Annotated in this window: 16 protein-coding genes; 6 read left to right on the forward strand and 10 right to left on the reverse strand. The window is 71.3% G+C overall.

What is annotated here, in order from left to right:
• Positions 1 to 115 precede the first annotated feature (115 nt).
• Positions 116 to 1,087 (forward strand): COX15/CtaA family protein, encoded by a 972-nt coding sequence (locus tag ACU6P3_RS07180; RefSeq protein ID WP_030753159.1) that lies wholly within the window; start codon positions 116 to 118, stop codon positions 1,085 to 1,087.
• Between the two features lie 44 nt (positions 1,088 to 1,131).
• Here the strand turns inward: ACU6P3_RS07180 and ACU6P3_RS07185 are convergent, their stop codons facing one another.
• The 3 genes from ACU6P3_RS07185 to ACU6P3_RS07195 form a co-directional block, all read right to left on the reverse strand.
• Positions 1,132 to 2,304, reverse strand: coding sequence for an amidohydrolase family protein (locus tag ACU6P3_RS07185; protein ID WP_447196393.1), 1,173 nt, complete (start codon positions 2,302 to 2,304; stop codon positions 1,132 to 1,134).
• Between the two features lie 156 nt (positions 2,305 to 2,460).
• Positions 2,461 to 2,871, reverse strand: a complete 411-nt coding sequence (locus ACU6P3_RS07190; RefSeq protein ID WP_447196394.1) for a hypothetical protein — start codon at positions 2,869 to 2,871, stop codon at positions 2,461 to 2,463.
• An 87-nt stretch (positions 2,872 to 2,958) separates the two neighbouring features.
• Positions 2,959 to 3,906, reverse strand: a complete 948-nt coding sequence (locus ACU6P3_RS07195) for a heme o synthase (protein ID WP_447196395.1) — start codon at positions 3,904 to 3,906, stop codon at positions 2,959 to 2,961.
• 352 nt (positions 3,907 to 4,258) lie between these two features.
• On the opposite strand from ACU6P3_RS07195, the gene tkt reads away from it, so the two are divergent.
• Genes tkt through pgl form a run of 5 tightly spaced genes read left to right on the forward strand, consistent with a single transcriptional unit; the run spans position 4,259 to position 10,852 of the window.
• The gene (gene tkt / locus ACU6P3_RS07200; protein WP_447196396.1) at positions 4,259 to 6,349 is read left to right on the forward strand and encodes a transketolase; all 2,091 of its coding nucleotides are present in this window, start codon (positions 4,259 to 4,261) and stop codon (positions 6,347 to 6,349) included.
• A 34-nt stretch (positions 6,350 to 6,383) separates the two neighbouring features.
• Entirely contained in the window at positions 6,384 to 7,502 is a 1,119-nt protein-coding gene (tal, locus tag ACU6P3_RS07205) for a transaldolase (RefSeq protein ID WP_030753143.1), read from the forward strand.
• A gap of 4 nt (positions 7,503 to 7,506) precedes the next feature.
• Positions 7,507 to 9,039 (forward strand): glucose-6-phosphate dehydrogenase, encoded by a 1,533-nt coding sequence (gene zwf, locus ACU6P3_RS07210; RefSeq protein ID WP_344273850.1) that lies wholly within the window; start codon positions 7,507 to 7,509, stop codon positions 9,037 to 9,039.
• Positions 9,036 to 10,073, forward strand: coding sequence for a glucose-6-phosphate dehydrogenase assembly protein OpcA (opcA, locus tag ACU6P3_RS07215; RefSeq protein WP_447196397.1), 1,038 nt, complete (start codon positions 9,036 to 9,038; stop codon positions 10,071 to 10,073). Before zwf ends, opcA begins: the two co-directional genes overlap by 4 nt.
• The gene (gene pgl, locus ACU6P3_RS07220) at positions 10,070 to 10,852 is read left to right on the forward strand and encodes a 6-phosphogluconolactonase (protein WP_447196398.1); all 783 of its coding nucleotides are present in this window, start codon (positions 10,070 to 10,072) and stop codon (positions 10,850 to 10,852) included. The genes opcA and pgl overlap by 4 nt, the downstream gene beginning before the upstream one ends.
• A 113-nt stretch (positions 10,853 to 10,965) precedes the next feature.
• Here the strand turns inward: pgl and ACU6P3_RS07225 are convergent, their stop codons facing one another.
• From ACU6P3_RS07225 to tpiA, 7 genes are all read right to left on the reverse strand, one after another.
• Entirely contained in the window at positions 10,966 to 11,805 is an 840-nt protein-coding gene (locus ACU6P3_RS07225) for a poly-gamma-glutamate hydrolase family protein (protein ID WP_344273859.1), read from the reverse strand.
• A gap of 7 nt (positions 11,806 to 11,812) precedes the next feature.
• On the reverse strand, positions 11,813 to 13,411 hold the full coding sequence (locus tag ACU6P3_RS07230) for a PH domain-containing protein (RefSeq protein ID WP_447196399.1): 1,599 nt from the start codon (positions 13,409 to 13,411) through the stop codon (positions 11,813 to 11,815).
• Positions 13,408 to 13,905 carry a PH domain-containing protein gene (locus ACU6P3_RS07235; protein WP_447196400.1) on the reverse strand — a complete coding sequence of 166 codons (498 nt, stop codon included), beginning with the start codon at positions 13,903 to 13,905 and terminating at the stop codon, positions 13,408 to 13,410. The genes ACU6P3_RS07230 and ACU6P3_RS07235 overlap by 4 nt, the downstream gene beginning before the upstream one ends.
• 4 nt (positions 13,906 to 13,909) lie before the next feature.
• Positions 13,910 to 15,562, reverse strand: a complete 1,653-nt coding sequence (gene pgi, locus ACU6P3_RS07240; RefSeq protein ID WP_447196401.1) for a glucose-6-phosphate isomerase — start codon at positions 15,560 to 15,562, stop codon at positions 13,910 to 13,912.
• A 250-nt stretch (positions 15,563 to 15,812) separates the two neighbouring features.
• Positions 15,813 to 16,148 (reverse strand): RNA polymerase-binding protein RbpA, encoded by a 336-nt coding sequence (locus tag ACU6P3_RS07245; protein WP_078854845.1) that lies wholly within the window; start codon positions 16,146 to 16,148, stop codon positions 15,813 to 15,815.
• Between the two features lie 172 nt (positions 16,149 to 16,320).
• A complete protein-coding gene (gene secG, locus ACU6P3_RS07250) occupies positions 16,321 to 16,551 on the reverse strand; it encodes a preprotein translocase subunit SecG (protein ID WP_030753123.1) in 231 nt (76 codons plus the stop codon).
• Positions 16,552 to 16,780: 229 nt separating this feature from the next.
• Positions 16,781 to 17,557 carry a triose-phosphate isomerase gene (gene tpiA, locus ACU6P3_RS07255; protein ID WP_352086174.1) on the reverse strand — a complete coding sequence of 259 codons (777 nt, stop codon included), beginning with the start codon at positions 17,555 to 17,557 and terminating at the stop codon, positions 16,781 to 16,783.
• Between the last annotated feature and the right edge of the window lie 5 nt (positions 17,558 to 17,562).

The raw sequence follows: 17,562 nt of genomic DNA on the forward strand, positions 1-17,562 counted from the left end.
GGCGTCGGCTCAGGGACATCGGCTCAGGGGCGTCGGTCGGCGGAGTGGGCGCTCCACGCCGCCGGGACACGCCTCCGGTACCCCTCGTGAAAAGCTGCACAAGCTCGCGCCTACCATGGTTGCCGTGCTGAACCCCCTCGCATATATCGCTCAGCGCTGGACGCCCTCGCCGCGTACGCTCCGGCGCGCCACCCTCACCGCCACGCTGATGACGGTCGTCATCATCGTCACCGGTGGAGCGGTCCGGCTGACCGGTTCCGGCCTCGGCTGCGACACCTGGCCCAAGTGCACGGACGACAGCCTCTTCGCCACGCCGGAGCAGGGCCTGCACGGGGCCATCGAGTTCGGCAACCGGATGCTGACGTACGTGCTGAGCGCGGCGGTGGGCTGGGCGATCATCGCCGTTCGCTCCGCCAAGCCGCGGAGGCGCGGGCTGACCCGGCTGGCCTGGTCCCAGTTCTGGATCGTGATGGGCAACGCCGTGATCGGCGGCATCACGGTGTGGGCGGGCCTGAACCCCTGGAGCGTGGCGGGGCATTTCCTGCTCGCCTGCACGCTGCTCACGGTCACCACCCTGACCTGGCTGCGCGCCGGAGAGGGCGACGGCGAGCCGCGCCCTCGCGTGCCGCGCCTCGTACGCAGGCTGTCCTGGGCCCTGGTCGTCAGCTCGGCGGTGCTGATCGCGGTGGGGACGACGGTGACGGGCTCGGGCCGCCACGCCGGTGACAGCAGCGACGTCCCGCGGATGCCCTTCGACTGGGTCACCACCGCCCATGTGCACGCGGTCTTCGCCTGGCTGGTGTGCGCGCTGGCGGTGGCGATCTGGCTGGTGCTGCGGACGGTGGACGCCCCCGTGGACATCCGGGCTCGCGCCCGCGACCTGCTGCTGGTACTGCTCGCCCAGGGCGCCATCGGCTACGTGCAGTTCTTCACCGACTCCCCGGAGATCCTGGTGGGCCTGCACATGCTCGGTTCCGCGCTGGTCTGGATCGCCGTCCTGCGGGTGGCGATGAGCGTACGTGAGCGGCCGGTGACCACGGCGGAGAAACCGGCGCGGCCGGAATCGCCGATGTCGGCGGCGGTCTGAGCCGACCGCACGGCCCGGCGCACCCGGCCCGTGTCCGCGTACGGTCAGCCGCCCGGCAGCCCGTAGAGGCGCCGGGCGTTGTCCGCCGCGATCATTCCGGCGACGCGCCGGGCGTCCCTCGCCGACCAGGCGCCTTCCGCGACCCAGCCACCGAGCACCCGCGCCACCGCCTCCCTGAACACCCGCGCCGCCACCACATGCAGTTCGGGCAGCCCTCGCGCACCGCTGGAGAAGAGCAGCTTTCCGAAGGGCGCGAGTTCCAGGGCCTCCGCGAGCACCGCCGCGGCCCTCGCGCCCGTCCGCGTGAGGCCGGGCCCGAGGTCCGCGTACACATGGGGGAAGAGCGCCGTCATCCGGGCGGCGTGCCGGTGGTACGGCGGGCTGCCGAGCAGGACGAGCGCGACACCCAGACCGGCCGTGGCCGTGGCGAAACCGGTCAGCGCCAGAGGGCCGCCGCCCTCGCCCGGCGCCGGTCCGCCCAGGGCCCCGGTGTGCAGTTGCAGCGGCAGGCGAGCGGTGACCGCCGTCCACAGCAGATGGCGCAGCAGAACGGGATCGGTGAGCGGATCACCCGCCCGCCGCCCTGCCAGCCAGCGCCCGGCGGCGCCCCGTACTTCTCCGGGCCCCGGCGGTTCGGGGGCCAGGGCGGCGCTGCGCACCGCACCGGCCCCGGCGCCGAAGCCGGCGGCCGACGTTCCCGCGGTGTGGACGGCCGCCGCGCACCCGGACAGAAAGCCGCCGACGCAGACCGCGGTGTCGGCGGCCCGTACGGCGAGTGGTTCGAGGCGGACGATCTCCCGGGCGTCGGCGCCCGCCATGGCCGCCATCTCCCCCGGCCCGGCGCGGTCCGGAGCGGCCGGGTCCGGCCCGAGGGGTGCCGCGGCCCCCGCCGTGTTCACCAGATAGGTGGAGATTCCCGTGGACCGCAGCAGCAGCCCGGCGGTCGCCGACGCCCCCAGTTCGCGGCGGCGGGCGAGGTAGCGCGCGGGCGGGCAGTGCGGCTCCAGGCCCAGCAGCGGCGGGCACCAGCGCCGTACCGCGAAACCGGTCTGGGTGTCGAAGAAGCTGGTGCCGACAGCGGGTGGCCCCGTGGTCCCGGGCTGTGCCGTGACGCCGAGCGCCTCGCGGCGCAGCCGGTCCTCGAAGGTGCCGAGCCCCAGTTCCGTACGGAGGACGCCGTGGCAGTACTGGTCCACCAGGGACGCTGTATCGATCATCGAGGTTCCCGTCGTGGACCGTACGGCTCGCTGCTCCTACAGTCCTAACGGGTGAGTTCCCCACCGGTGGCGCCTTTCGGCCTGCGGCGGACCGCGTTCGACCGCCCCGGACCAGGGCCGTCGGCGCACGCCGGACCGGCCGCGCCGGGTCCGGCGTCAGCCCGTACCGCCGCCGAGCTGGATGCCCGCCATCCGGCCCCACTCGTACGCTCCCGTGCGCACCTTCGCCGCGAACTCTCCGTCGAACGAGGCGTGCAGCGTGAGCCCGGCCCGGGTCGCCGCGCCGCGCGCGACGGCGTGCGTGGGGGCGACCAGGTCGCCCCAGGCTCCGTCCTCGCCCACGAGCACGATGCGGGTGCCGGCCTGTCCGAGGTACGCGAGGTGCCCTTCGGCACCGCCGTGGCGCCGGGCGAAGGTGCTGATCCGCTTGGCGAGCCGGGCGGCCCGGCGCTCATCACGTGTCGCGCGGCGGGCCGCCGCGCGCTCCGCCTCCCGCGCCTCGCGCGCGGCCTTCGGATCCTCGGTGCCGTTCTCGTCGCTCTGATCATCCTGCTGGGTTGTGACCATACCTGGATGCTACCCACGGGTAGAGAGACGAAGACGGGCCGGACCGTGGTCTTGACCACGGTCCGGCCCGTCCGGGGAAGGATGCGTCTACCGCAGGAACGGATCCACCGCCACCGCCACGAAGAGCAGCGACACATAGGTGATCGACCAGTGGAACAGCCGCATCTCCTTGAGCTTGCCGCCGACCACGCCGGCCTTGGCGCGGGAGTGCAGGCCGTGCGCCTCCCAGAGCCACAGGCCACCGGCCAGCAGCGCGACCGCCGTGTAGAACCAGCCGGTGTAGCCCAGCGGAGTCAGGAGCAGCGAGACGCCGACCATCACCCAGCTGTAGAGGACGATCTGCCGGGCGACCACCAGGTTGCCCGCGACGACCGGCAGCATCGGCACACCGGCCCGCGCGTAATCGTCCTGCACCCGCATCGACAGCGGCCAGTAGTGCGGCGGCGTCCAGAAGAACATGACGAGAAAGAGGATGACGGCGGCCCAGGACATCGAATTCGTGACCGAGGACCAGCCGATCAGTACGGGCATGCAGCCCGCGATGCCGCCCCACACGATGTTCTGCGCGGTGCGTCGCTTGAGAATCATCGTGTAACCGACGACATAAAGAAGGAGCGCGCCGACAGAAAGGGCCGCGGACAGCCAGTTGACCAGAAAGCCGAACCACACGGTGGAGATCACGGCGAGCGACAGACCGAAGACCAGTCCCTCGCGCGGCGAGACCATGCCCGTGACCAGAGGACGCTGCGCGGTGCGTTCCATCAGCGCGTCGATGTCCCGGTCGACGTACATGTTCAGCGCGCTCGCCCCGCCGGCGGAGAGATAACCGCCGACGCAGGTGACGAGCACCAGCCAGAGGTCCGGGACGCCCCCTTCGGCCAGGAACATCACCGGCACGGTGGTGATCAGCAGCAATTCGATGATGCGCGGCTTGGTCAGCGCCACGAACGCTTTGAGGCGGGCCCCGAACGGCCGCTGGCCCCCCGAGTTCGGAGTCAGGACGACCCCTGCGGGTCGGGACTCGACGGCCGTCACGTACACCCCTGACAGAGAAAATCCCAAGCGAGCCCGTGCGTGAAAGCCCCATAAAGACTCGCGCTTACCACGCCACTCTAGACGTTGCCCAGATGGCGATCCGCGTGGGGGTCCCGCCGACCGGAGAGGTGTTGGGCGGCCCCCGCGGCACCGCCTTGAACGCTTCCGGGACACGGCCCGTACACCCTGCCGGGAGAAGGAGTCCACGCACACGCGGCACCCTGGTAATGCCGTTGAACCGCACTTCAGACGTACTCCGGCCGAGGACATGGCTGCGGGTAGGCTCGGCAGCGAACCGGTGCGACGTACGCCACCGACATGGAAAGCATGTGGAGAGGAGCCCTGACCCAGGGTGAGCACGAAGCCGACCACCACAGACCTTGAGTGGACCGAGCTGGACCAGCGGGCCGTCGACACGGTCCGCGTCCTGGCCGCCGATGCCGTGCAGAAGGTCGGCAACGGCCATCCCGGTACCGCCATGAGCCTTGCCCCCGCCGCGTATGTGCTGTACCAGAAGCTCATGCGGCACGATCCCGCCGACCCGCAGTGGACCGGCCGTGACCGGTTCGTCCTGTCCGCCGGCCACTCCTCCCTGACCCAGTACATCCAGCTCTACCTGGCCGGCTACGGCCTGGAGCTGAGCGACCTGGAGGCGTTCAGGACCTGGGGTTCGAAGACCCCGGGCCACCCGGAGTACGGCCACACCGCCGGCGTCGAGACCACGACCGGCCCGCTGGGCCAGGGCGTGGCGAACGCGGTGGGCATGGCCATGGCCGCCCGCTACGAGCGCGGCCTGTACGACCCGGAGGCGGCCGCCGGCACCTCGCCGTTCGACCACACCGTCTGGGTGATCGCCGGTGACGGGTGCCTCCAGGAGGGCGTCGCGGCCGAGGCGTCCTCCCTCGCCGGGCACCAGAAGCTCGGCAACCTGGTCCTGCTGTGGGACGACAACCACATCTCGATCGAGGGTGACACCGAGACCGCCGTCTCGGAGGACACGATCAAGCGGTACGAGTCGTACGGCTGGCACGTCCAGCGCGTGGCGCAGCTGCCGAACGGCGACCTCGACCCGGCCGGCCTGTACCGGGCGCTCAAGGCGGCGCAGGCCGAGACCGAGCGGCCCTCCTTCATCGCGGCCCGGTCGATCATCGCCTGGCCGGCGCCGAACGCGCAGAACACGGAGGCCTCGCACGGCTCCGCGCTCGGCGCCGACGAGGTCGCCGCCACCAAGCGGGTCCTCGGCTTCGACCCGGAGAAGTCCTTCGAGGTCGGCGACGAGGTCCTCGCCCACACCCGGCGGGCGCTCGACCGCGGCCGTGAGACGCGCGGCGAGTGGGAGAAGGCGTTCGCCGCGTGGCGTACGGCCAACCCGGAGCGCGCGGCCACCTTCGACCGGGTCCGCGCCGGCGAGCTGCCGGCCGGCTGGGAGGAACACCTTCCCGTCTTCGAGACCGGCAAGGCCGTGGCCACCCGCGCCGCCTCCGGCAAGGTGCTCCAGGCGCTCGGCGGGATCATCCCCGAGCTGTGGGGCGGCTCCGCCGACCTCGCGGGCTCCAACAACACCACGATCGACAAGACGTCGTCGTTCCTGCCGCGGGGCAACCCGCTGCCGGAGGCCGATCCGTACGGCCGCACGGTCCACTTCGGCATCCGCGAGCACGCCATGGGCTCGACGATGAACGGCATCGCCCTGCACGGCAACACCCGTGTCTACGGCGGCACGTTCCTGGTCTTCTCGGACTACATGCGCCCGGCCGTCCGGCTGGCCGCGCTGATGCGCGTGCCCGTGACGTACGTGTGGACGCACGACTCCATCGGCCTCGGCGAGGACGGCCCCACCCACCAGCCGGTGGAGCACCTGGCCGCGCTGCGCGCCATCCCGGGGCTGAACGTGGTACGTCCGGCGGACGCCAACGAGACGGTGACCGCCTGGGCGGAGATCCTGCGCCGGCACGACAAGGGCGCGCCGCACGGCCTGGCCCTGAGCCGCCAGGGCCTGCCCACGTACGACGCCAACCCGGACGCCGCGCGCGGCGGTTACGTCCTCTTCGAGGCCGAGGACGCCGACGGGCGGAGCGTGACGCCGCAGGTCGTCCTGATCGGCACCGGCTCCGAGGTGCAACTCGCCGTCGAGGCGCGCGAGAAGCTCCAGGCCGAGGGGGTCGCCGCCCGGGTCGTCTCGATGCCGTCCGTCGAGTGGTTCGAGGAGCAGGATCAGGGGTACCGGGACGCGGTGCTGCCGCCGTCCGTGAAGGCGCGCGTGGCGGTCGAGGCGGGTATCGGGCTGAGCTGGCACCGTTTCGTGGGCGATGCCGGCCGGATCGTCTCGCTGGAGCACTTCGGCGCCTCCGCCGATGCCAAGGTCCTCTTCCGCGAGTTCGGCTTCACGGCCGACGCGGTCGCCTCGGCGGCCCGGGAATCTCTCGCGGCCGTGGCGCGCTGACGCTTCTATACGAACAGTAGGAGATGCAACTCTCATGACAGACGCACTCAAGCGCCTTTCCGACGAAGGCGTCGCGATCTGGCTCGACGACCTGTCGCGTACGCGGATCAATTCCGGCAACCTCGCCGAGCTGATCGACCAGCAGCACGTGGTGGGTGTCACGACGAACCCGTCGATCTTCCAGAAGGCGATCTCCCAGGGCGACGGCTACGAGACCCAGCTCACCGACCTCGCCGCCCGCCGGGTCACCGTCGAGGAGGCCGTCCGCATGATCACCACGGCGGACGTCCGGGACGCCGCCGACATCCTGCGTCCGGTCTTCGACGCCACGCAGGGCCAGGACGGCCGGGTGTCCATCGAGGTCGACCCGCGTCTCGCCCACAACACGCGCGCCACCGTCGCCGAGGCCAAGCAGCTGGCCTGGCTGGTGGACCGGCCGAACACGCTCATCAAGATCCCGGCGACCAGGGCCGGCCTGCCGGCGATCACCGAGACCATCGGCCGGGGCATCAGCGTCAACGTCACGCTGATCTTCTCCCTGGAGCGCTACCGCGAGGTCATGGACGCCTACCTGGCGGGCCTGGAGAAGGCCAAGGCCGCCGGACTGGACCTGTCGAAGATCCACTCCGTGGCGTCCTTCTTCGTCTCCCGCGTGGACACCGAGATCGACAAGCGTCTCGACGCGCTGGGCACCCCGGAGGCCAAGGAGGCCCGCGGCAAGGCGGCCCTCGCCAACGCGCGGCTGGCCTACGAGGCGTACGAGGAGGTCTTCTCCACGGAGCGCTGGGCGGCCCTGGACAAGGCCCAGGCCAACAAGCAGCGCCCGCTGTGGGCCTCGACCGGCGTGAAGGACCCGGCGTACAAGGACACCCTGTACGTCGACGAACTGGTCGCCTCCAACACGGTGAACACGATGCCGGAGGCCACCCTGGAGGCCACCGCCGACCACGGCACCATCACCGGTGACACCGTGCGCGGCACGTACGACCAGGCGCGCGCCGACCTCGAGGCGATCGCGAAGCTCGGGATCTCGTACGACGACGTCGTCCAGCTGCTGGAGGACGAGGGCGTCGAGAAGTTCGAGGCGTCCTGGACCGACCTGCTCAAGTCGACCGAGGCGGAGCTCAAGCGCCTCGCCCCTTCGGAGGGCTGAAACCTTGACCGCAACCCACGGAGCGAACCCGCTCCGTGACGCCGCGGACCGACGGCTCCCGCGTATCGCGGGGCCGTCGGGCCTGGTCATCTTTGGCGTCACGGGCGATTTGTCCCGGAAAAAGCTGATGCCCGCCGTCTATGACCTCGCCAACCGCGGTCTGCTGCCGCCGGGCTTCTCCCTCGTCGGCTTCGCCCGTCGCGAGTGGCAGGACGAGGACTTCGCGCAGGAGGTCCACGACGCCGTCAAGGAACACGCCAGGACCCCCTTCCGGGAGGAGGTCTGGCAGCAGCTCATCCAGGGGATGCGCTTCGTCCAGGGCGACTTCGGCGACGACCAGGCCTTCGAGAACCTGCGCGCGACGATCGAGGACCTCGACAAGTCGCAGGGCACGGGCGGCAACTTCGCGTTCTACCTCTCCGTTCCGCCGAAGTTCTTCCCCGAGGTCGTGCAGCAGCTCAAGAAGCACGGGCTGGCGGACCAGCACGACGGCTCCTGGCGGCGCGCGGTCATCGAGAAGCCCTTCGGCCACGACCTGAAGTCGGCCGAGGAGCTCAACGCGATCGTGCACGAGGTCTTCGCCCCGGACCAGGTCTTCCGGATCGACCACTACCTGGGCAAGGAGACCGTCCAGAACATCCTGGCGCTGCGCTTCGCCAACACGCTCTTCGAGCCGATCTGGAACCGGTCCTACGTGGACCACGTCCAGATCACGATGGCCGAGGACATCGGGATCGGCGGGCGCGCCGGTTACTACGACGGGATCGGCGCCGCCCGTGACGTCATCCAGAACCACCTCCTCCAGTTGCTCGCGCTGACCGCCATGGAGGAGCCCGCCTCCTTCGACGCCGACGCGCTGGCCGCGGAGAAGACCAAGGTGCTGGGCGCGGTGAAGCTGCCCAAGGACCTCGCCGAGGGGACGGTCCGCGCGCAGTACGCGGCGGGCTGGCAGGGCGGTGAGAAGGCCGTCGGCTACCTCGAGGAAGACGGCATCGACGCCAAGTCGAAGACCGACACCTACGCGGCGGTGAAGCTGCAGATCGACAACCGCCGCTGGGCGGGCGTCCCGTTCTACCTCCGTACCGGCAAGCGGCTCGGCCGGCGTGTCACCGAGATCGCGGTCGTCTTCCAGCGCGCGCCGCACTCCCCCTTCGATCACACGGCGACCGAGGAGCTGGGGCAGAACGCCCTGGTCATCCGGGTCCAGCCGGACGAGGGCGTGACCCTGCGGTTCGGCTCCAAGGTGCCCGGCACCTCCATGGAGGTGCGGGACGTGTCGATGGACTTCGCCTATGGCGAGTCCTTCACGGAGTCCAGCCCCGAGGCGTACGAGCGGCTCATCCTCGATGTCCTGCTCGGCGACTCGAACCTCTTCCCGCGCGTGGAGGAGGTCGAGCTGTCCTGGAAGATCCTCGACCCGATCGAGGAGTTCTGGGAGAAGAACGGCAGGCCCGCCCAGTACGAGGCCGGGACCTGGGGCCCGGCCGAGGCGGACGAGATGCTCGCACGAGACGGACGGAGCTGGCGCCGGCCATGAAGATCGACCTTACGGACACCACGTCCAGCAAGATCAACAAGGCGTTGGTGCAGGGCCGCAGGACGATCGGGACGCCCGCCGTCGGCATGGTCCTGACCCTGGTCATCGTCACCGACGAGGAGAACGCCTACGACGCGCTCAAGGCGGCCGACGACGCCTCCCGCGAGCACCCGTCGAGGAAGCTCGTGGTCGTCAAGCGGGTCTCGCGCTCGCCGCGGGACCGCGCCCAGGCCCGGCTCGACGCCGAGGTGCGGGTCGGCACGGACGCGGGCACCGGCGAGACGGTCGTCCTGCGCCTGTACGGGGACATCGTGGACCACGCCCAGTCCGTGGTGCTCCCGCTGCTGCTGCCGGACGCCCCGGTGGTGGTGTGGTGGCCGGTGAACGCGCCGACCGACCCGGCCAGGGACGCGCTGGGCAAGCTGGCACAGCGCCGGGTGACGGACACGTACGCGGCCGAGCACCCGGTCGAGGAGCTGACGGCCCGCGCCGACGTCTACACCCCGGGCGACACGGACCTGGCCTGGACCCGGATCACGCCGTGGCGCTCGATGCTCGCGGCGGCCCTGGACCAGGTGGACTGCGCGGTGACCTCGGTCGAGGTCGAGGGCGAGGAGTTCAACCCGAGCTGTGAGCTGCTCGCCATGTGGCTCGCGGACCGGCTGAGCGTGCCGGTCAAGCGCGCGGTCTCGGCCGGCCCCGGGCTGACGGCCGTACGGATGGAGACCACCTGCGGCCCGATCGAGCTGGACCGCGCGGACGGCTCGCTGGCGACGCTCTCCGTCGAGGGTCAGCCGGACCGGGGGGTGGCGCTCAAGCGGCGGGAGACGGCCGAGCTGATCGCGGAGGAGCTGCGCCGGCTCGATCCGGACGACATCTACGCGTCGGCGCTGCGGTTCGGGGTGCACCGGCTGGGCAGCGGGTCGCCGACGAAGGCGGCCGCGGGCGTGTCCGCCGGAGCGAACGGCACGTCCGAGGCGGCGGCCGAGCGGCCCACCCCGGCCACGGTCGCCAAGAAGGCGGAGTCGAAGTGAGCACTCCGCAACTGGTCGTCCACCGTGACAAGGAGCTGATGGCGCAGGCCGCGGCGGCCCGGCTGATCACGAAGATCGTGGACGCCCAGGCCGCCCGCGGCAGCGCCTCGGTGGTGCTGACGGGCGGGCGCAACGGCAACGGGGTGCTGGCCGCGCTGGCCGCGGCGCCCGCCCGGGACGCCGTGGACTGGTCGCGGCTCGACCTGTGGTGGGGCGACGAGCGGTTCCTGCCGGAGGGCGATCCGGAACGGAACGTCACCCAGGCGCGGCGGGCGCTGCTCGACTCCGTACCACTGGATCCGGCGCGGGTGCACGCGATGGCCGCCTCCGACGGGCCGTACGGCAGCGACGTGGAGGCGGCCGCCGCCGCGTACGCCGCGGAGCTGGCCGCCGCCGCGCGGCCGGAGGACCATGCCCAGGTGCCGTCCTTCGACGTGCTGATGCTGGGGGTCGGGCCCGACACCCATGTCGCCTCGCTCTTCCCGGAGCTGCCCGGAGTGCGGGAGACCGAACGCACGGTGGTGGCCGTGCACGGCGCGCCGAAACCGCCGCCGCTGCGTATCTCGTTGACGCTTCCCGCGATCCGCGCGGCGCACGAGGTCTGGCTGCTGGCGGCGGGCGAGGACAAGGCCAAGGCGGCGGAGATGGCGCTGTCGGGCGCGGGCGAGATCCAGGCACCGGCCGCGGGGGCCCAGGGGCGCGCGCGCACGCTGTGGCTGCTGGACGCGGCGGCCGCCTCGGCGTTGCCCCGTGACCTCTACCCCCCGGCCTCCGCCTGACCCGGGCCCCGGCCGGGCGAAGCCCCGGTCCGCCCCCGTAGCCGCGGGCGGACCGGGGCTTCGCGTCGTCGGCCGGGTGCCGCGCTTCTCGTCCGGGCGGCCGGGCCGGGCCGTCAGAGAATGGTCTGGGAGGCGCTCGTCTCCAGGCGTGCGACGGCCGTGCGCGCCGCGGCCACGAACCGGTCGAAGACCTCGTTGGTCGAGCCGGGCCGTCCCAGCCGGGTGAACGTACCGAACATGCTCCTGCGCAGTTCCGTCGTGATCTCCAGCTGACCGCCCTGTCCCAGGACCGTCCGATTGGCGATGTTCTGCGGATCCACCCCCGCGAGAGCACTGATCCGGGCCCCGTCGACCGTCTGGAACCCCGCGTCCTGGAACGCCGCGATCAGCCGGGACTTGAACTCCTCGTTACGGCCGCCCACGACGACGGCCTCGGGTCTGGACCCGGCGACGCCGGCCTGGGCCGCCGTGCACCCGTGCAGGCTCAGCACGTTGAGGCTGCCGCCCGCCATCGAGAGGGCGACCCGGTCGTCGCAGTGGGACGACGTGACGTGCATCGAGCCGTTGTCGCTGGAGAGCAGGCCCTCGAACATCCAGTAGTCGTGGACCGGGCCGCCCGCCGGGGTGACCTCGAACGTCGCCGGGTGGTAACCGGCGATCCCCAGGCACAGCTCCGAGGTGCCCGGTTCTATCCCGCCGCCGTGCAGGGCCATGATGGTCGTGCGGTGGAACGGGGCGACCGCGCTCGTGCTGTTGTCCGCCCTCTCGTGCCGCTTGTACCGCCGGCCGAAGTCGATGCCCTCCCGGCCTGCGAGCTTGGTGTAGAGGTCCGTGTTGGAGGCGTAGAGGTCGTCGGCCGCGAGAGCGGGCGCGGCGCCCGGCCCGAGCAGGGATCCGCTCACCGCGGCGGTGGCGAGAGCGGTGAGCACCGTACGACGGCGTGTAGTTGTCATACGGCAATCAACCATACGAACGGGACTGGGTACCAGACCGGACCAGGAAGGGCGCCAGCAGGCCCGGCACCGCCGACTCCGCGAAGGCGAGGCCCTCGCCTTCCGCCGCGTCGTGCACGCTGTACCCGCCCGAACCGGCCGCCGTCGTCGCCGTCAGCGTCAGCAGGCCCGCGCGGCGCTGGAAGACGGACTGCCTCACCCGCCAGCCGACCACACCGCCGCGCTGGAGGGCGACCGTCGTCCGGGCCAGCGTGCCCGAGCGCGTCACCAGGTACCGGCCGCTGAGGCCATGGCCCAGGTTGCGGTACGCGTCGAGGGCGAGCAGGACAGCGACCGGCAGCAGGACCACGGCACCGGCCGCCGCGACGTACAGCAGGACATCGGTCAGCAACAGGCCGAGCACCGTCAGGACCGCCACCGGCGCCAGCGCGTACCCGAGGGCCCAGCGCAGCCGCCGGCCCCGCGCCGCGCGCGGGTGCGGTATCAGGGTGGCGCCGCGCGTCGGGGAGACCGGCTCGCGCAGCACCCGGGCCGCGACCGTGTCCGCCAGCGTCCGGGGCGCGGCGGGCAGCAGCGCCTTGGCCTCCGTCCGCTCGTCCTCGTCCTCGTGGGCGAGGCCGGTGGCGACCGCGTCGACCCGGGCGGCACCGACCATGCGGACGCCGAGCGGCTCGACCACTTCGACACCCCGCAGCCGGCGCTCCTCGATGGAGACGGAGCGAGACGTCAGCAGCCCTCGACGGACGCGCAGGGTGCCGCCGGCCTCGCGCTCCAGCCGGTAGTTCCACCACATCTCGATCCAGAGGCCGAGCGCGCCCACGGCCCCCGCGAGACCCATGCCTGCCAGCAGTATCAGGCTGCCCCCGAGCACCGTGGTGGCACGGAAGAAGTCCCCCAGCCAGTCGAACAGCCGACTCTGCGCGCCGAACCACTCGCTGACCTGCAGCACTCCGCCGACCGCCGACGCGCCCAGCACCGGAGCGAGGAACGAGAGCGGCGCGTACCGGATCCACTTCCGGTCGAACGCGGCCAGGGCCCCCTCTCCGTACGCCCCGGACTCCTCGGTCGCGCGGGACAGCAGCTCGCGGCGGAGCCTTTCGCCCTCGGCCCGGGTGACCGGGTCGAGCTCCAGCGTGGACTCCCCGCCGGTCTGCTCGCCGGTGCCTATGCGGACCTTGACCAGTCCGAGGATCCTCAGCAGCACGTTGGCGGTCAGGTCCACGCTGCGGATCCGCTCGCGGGCCAGCGACCGGCGCTTGAGCAGGAACAGGCCCGTGTGCAGCTCGGCCCGCTCGGGTCCGACGCGGTAGTGCGTCCGGCGCCAGCGGACGTAGTCGCCGCCCGTGCCGACGCCGATCACCAGGCCGGCTCCGGCCAGCACCCAGGCGAGCACCTCGCCGAGCGGCATGCCGCCGCCCGCCATGCCGACCGCCGTCGGTACTCCGGCGCCGAGGACGACCCCCGCCGTGACGACCGCCGTGACCAGCAGGGTGCGCCGGTCCAGGCTTCGCCACCCCTCCTCGGGCGCTCCGTACGCACCTTTGTCCGGTCCGCTCTCCGGCACCTCGGCGGTGGACCCGGCGGAAGAGGGTGCGGGCTCGCTCATGTGGCGTCCCCCGGGGTGGCCTGGGTGATCCGGGTCAGCTGCTCGGCCAGTTGGGACGCCTGTTCGCGCGGAAGTCCCTTCATCCTGACCGCGCCCTTGGCCGAGGCGGTCGTGACGGTGACCGAGGAGAGCTTGAACATCTGCTCCAGCGGGCCGCGCACGGTGTCCACGGTCTGTATCCGGGACATCGGCGCGATCCGCCACTCCTGGCGGAAGAAGCCGGTGCGGACGTAGACCGCCTCGTCCGTCACCTCCCATCGGTGGACCGCGTACCACCACCGGGGTATCAGGGCGGCGCAGGCCAGCCCCAGCACGGCCAGGAGGGCGGCGGGGCCCAGCAACCAGAATCTGGCGGGGGCGATGAGCGCCCCCAGCAGACCGAGGGTGAACACCGGCCCCGCGGCCCACAGCAGCCACTGGGTGCGCCACCAGGCGATGGCACGCCGGTCCAGCGTGTTACGCGGCGGCCGGAGCCGCCATTCCCCCTGGGACATCGGTTCAGCGTCCTCGGATCTCTCGATAGGTGCTGACGAGCGCCGCGGTCGAGCTGTCGAGCCCCTCGCCCGCGGAGTCGCCGGTGAGGACCGGTTCGACCTCCTTGGCGAGGACCTTGCCCAGTTCGACCCCCCACTGGTCGAAGGAGTCGATGTTCCACACCGCGCCCTGGACGAACACCTTGTGCTCGTACAGCGCGATCAGCTGCCCCAGCACGGACGGGGTGAGCTCCGAGGCGAGGATCGTGGTCGTCGGGTGGTTGCCCCGGAAGGTCTTGTGCGGCACCAGTTCCTCCGCGACGCCCTCCGCGCGCACCTCGTCCGGTGTCTTGCCGAAGGCCAGTGCCTGGGTCTGGGCGAAGAAGTTGGCCATCAGCAGGTCGTGCTGCGCGACGAGCCCGGGCTGCAGGTCGGCCACCGGCCGCGCGAAGCCGATGAAGTCGGCCGGGATCACCTTGGTGCCCTGGTGGATGAGCTGGTAGTAGGCGTGCTGTCCGTTGGTCCCCGGCGTTCCCCACACGACGGGGCCGGTCTGCCATGCCACGGGGCTTCCGTCCCGCTCGACGGACTTGCCGTTGGACTCCATGTCCAACTGCTGCAAGTACGCGGTGAACTTGGACAGGTAGTGGCTGTAGGGCAGGACCGCGTGCGTCTGGGCGTCGAAGAAGCTCCCGTACCAGATCCCCAGCAGGCCGAGCAGCAGCGGCGCGTTCTCCTCCGGCGGCGCGGTGCGGAAGTGCTCGTCGACGAGGCGGAAGCCGTCCAGCATCTCCCGGAACCGGCCGGGGCCGATCGCGATCATCAGCGACAGCCCGATCGCCGAGTCGAACGAATAGCGGCCGCCGACCCAGTCCCAGAACTCGAACATGTTCGCAGGGTCGATGCCGAACTCCGCGACCTTCTCGCTGTTCGTGGACAGCGCCACGAAATGCCGGGCGACCGCCTCCTGGCCGGCCCCCAGGCCGGTCAGCAGCCAGTTACGGGCGGAGGTCGCGTTGGTGATCGTCTCGATCGTGGTGAACGTCTTGGAGGCCACGATGAACAGGGTCTCGGCCGGGTCCAGGTCCCGGACCGCCTCGTGCAGGTCGGCGCCGTCGACGTTGGAGACGAATCGCACCGTGAGGTCGCGGTCGGTGAAGGACCGCAGCACCTCGTAGGCCATCGCCGGGCCGAGGTCGGAGCCACCGATGCCGATGTTGACCACCGTGCGGATGCGCTTGCCGGTGTGGCCCGCCCACTCACCGGACCTGATCCGGTCGGCGAAGGCGCTCATCTTGTCGAGCACGGCGTGCACCCGCGGCACGACGTTCTCACCGTCCACCTCGACGACCGTGTCCCGCGCCGCCCGCAGCGCCGTGTGCAGCACGGCGCGGTTCTCGGTGGTGTTGATCCTCTCGCCCCGGAACATGGCGTCCCGCAGGCCGAACACGTCGGTGGCCGCGGCCAGTTCGCGCAGCAGCGTCAGCGTCCGGTCCGTGACCAGGTGCTTGGAGTAGTCCAGGTAGAGGTCCCCGACCTGGAGGGTGTAGTCGGTACCGCGCCCGGGGTCGGCGGCGAACAGCTCCCGGAGGTGTGTGTCACCCAGCTGCTCACGGTGTTCACCGAGCGCGCTCCACTCGGGCGTCCGATGAAGCCTGGTACGGCGTGTCGCGTTCATCTCGCCATCTTCTTTCTCGTACCTGCGTGCGTGCCCTGCTGCCCGACCAACCTAGTTGATCAGGGGTGCCGGGGAGGCGACGGCCGCCCAGGTCTCCTGGAGACCGTACGGGGCGGCACTGACAACGCCGGACCCGCGGTCGCGAGGCCGAGAGACGGGGAGCGCCGCCGGGGGCAGTGGGGACACCCTCGGAGGCGGGGAAGAAACGGTACGGCCGGACACCTGTCAGATGTCCGGCCGGAAACGTTGTCTACAGTTCGCCACGGAGTTTGGCGAGTGCCTCGGCGAGGATGGCCTCGCCGTCCGCGTCGCTGCGACGCTCGCGCACATAGGCGAGATGTGTCTTGTACGGCTCCGTGCGCGGCGGGTCGGGCGGGTTGTCCCGGTCCTGGCCGGCCGGGAATCCGCAGCGCGGGCAGTCCCACGTCTCCGGAACCTGTGCGTCACTGGCGAAGCTCGGCACCGTCTCGTGCCCGTTCGAGCACCAGAAGGAGATGCGCAGGCGGGGCGCTGACTCGCCACGCTCGGCCTCACCCATCGGCCCCGCTCCGACCCGGCTTCCCCGGATCGCGTTGCCACTTGCCACGGTCGTAACTCCCTGCGTGATGGTGCCGCAAAGCATCGAGTAGGCAGCTCCGCTGCCGGGCGCTCAAGTCTACGTAAGGCCCAACGCGCTTCCAGTGAAGGGAGTTACCCCCTTCGGCCCGGTGCGGAACCCCATGATAGGCCGCCCCCGCAGCGCCGTAGCGTACGGGCGCTCAGCTGTCCAGCTTCAGCAGCAGACCGAGCACGACGATGCACGCGAACCACAGCAGGCCGACCACCACGGTGATGCGGTCAAGGTTACGCTCGGCGACCGACGAACCACCGACGGACGACTGCATTCCGCCACCGAACATGTCGGAGAGGCCGCCGCCCTTCCCCTTGTGCATCAGCACCAGCAGCATCAGCAGCAGGCTGAAGACGATGAGGGCGATCGAGAACCCCATAACCACGGCTGGACCAACTTCCTCGGACTGCCAGCACCGACAGGACCGACAGGACGGATAGGGACATACGACAGGCACCGACGGGTACCGACGAGACGGGTGTCGACGACGAGTACGGACAACGGGGGCCGCCGCCACCTCCCGGCCGGCCCGGCCATCGAGGCCCGGCTCGCCGGACGGTGCCCACGCGGCCCCCGCCAGGGTACGACGGATCCGTGCTACCGCATACTCACTGGTCGCGGAAGCGCACGATCTTGACGAACTCGTCGGCGTCCAGCGCCGCACCGCCCACGAGGGCGCCGTCCACGTCGGGCTGCGCCATGATCGCGGCGACGTTCCCGGACTTGACCGAGCCGCCGTACTGGATGCGGACCTTGTCGGCCAGCTCCTGCGAGTACAGCTCCGCCAGCCGTCCGCGGATGGCCCCGCAGACCTCCTGCGCGTCCTCCGGGGTGGCGACCTCGCCGGTGCCGATGGCCCACACCGGCTCATAGGCGATCACGATGGACTCGGCCTGCTCGGCGGGCACGTCCTTCAGCCCGCCGTCGAGCTGGCCCAGGGTGTACGAGACCTGCTCACCGGCCTTGCGGACGTCCAGCCCCTCGCCGACGCACAGGATCGGAGTCAGGCCGTGCCGGAAGGCGGCCTTCACCTTCGCGTTGCACAGCTCGTCCGTCTCGGCGTGGTACTGCCGCCGCTCGGAGTGGCCGACGGCCACGTAGGCGCACTTCAGCTTGGCCAGCATGGGGCCCGAGATCTCGCCGGTGTAGGCGCCGGAGTCCTGCGCCGAGATGTCCTGGGCGCCGTACTTGATCTTGAGTTTGTCGCCGTCGACCAGGGTCTGCACGGACCGCAGGTCGGTGAAGGGGGTCAGGACGGCGACCTCGACGGCGTCGTAGTCCTTGTCCGCCAGGGCGAAGGCGAGCTTCTGGACGTGCGCGATGGCCTCGAGGTGGTTGAGGTTCATCTTCCAGTTGCCCGCCATCAGCGGGGTACGCGTACTCATGGGTG

The sequence above is a fragment of the Streptomyces hebeiensis genome (assembly GCF_052983195.1).

Coding starts and splice junctions, on each gene's coding strand:
- ACU6P3_RS07190 (WP_447196394.1), bottom strand. CDS start 2,871: ATGGTCACAACCCAGCAGGATGATCAGAGCGACGAGAACGGCACCGAG.
- ACU6P3_RS07185 (WP_447196393.1), bottom strand. CDS start 2,304: ATGATCGATACAGCGTCCCTGGTGGACCAGTACTGCCACGGCGTCCTC.
- tal (WP_030753143.1), top strand. CDS start 6,384: ATGACAGACGCACTCAAGCGCCTTTCCGACGAAGGCGTCGCGATCTGG.
- tpiA (WP_352086174.1), bottom strand. CDS start 17,557: ATGAGTACGCGTACCCCGCTGATGGCGGGCAACTGGAAGATGAACCTC.
- ACU6P3_RS07180 (WP_030753159.1), top strand. CDS start 116: ATGGTTGCCGTGCTGAACCCCCTCGCATATATCGCTCAGCGCTGGACG.
- opcA (WP_447196397.1), top strand. CDS start 9,036: ATGAAGATCGACCTTACGGACACCACGTCCAGCAAGATCAACAAGGCG.
- ACU6P3_RS07225 (WP_344273859.1), bottom strand. CDS start 11,805: ATGACAACTACACGCCGTCGTACGGTGCTCACCGCTCTCGCCACCGCC.
- secG (WP_030753123.1), bottom strand. CDS start 16,551: ATGGGGTTCTCGATCGCCCTCATCGTCTTCAGCCTGCTGCTGATGCTG.
- pgi (WP_447196401.1), bottom strand. CDS start 15,562: ATGAACGCGACACGCCGTACCAGGCTTCATCGGACGCCCGAGTGGAGC.
- ACU6P3_RS07230 (WP_447196399.1), bottom strand. CDS start 13,411: ATGAGCGAGCCCGCACCCTCTTCCGCCGGGTCCACCGCCGAGGTGCCG.
- ACU6P3_RS07235 (WP_447196400.1), bottom strand. CDS start 13,905: ATGTCCCAGGGGGAATGGCGGCTCCGGCCGCCGCGTAACACGCTGGAC.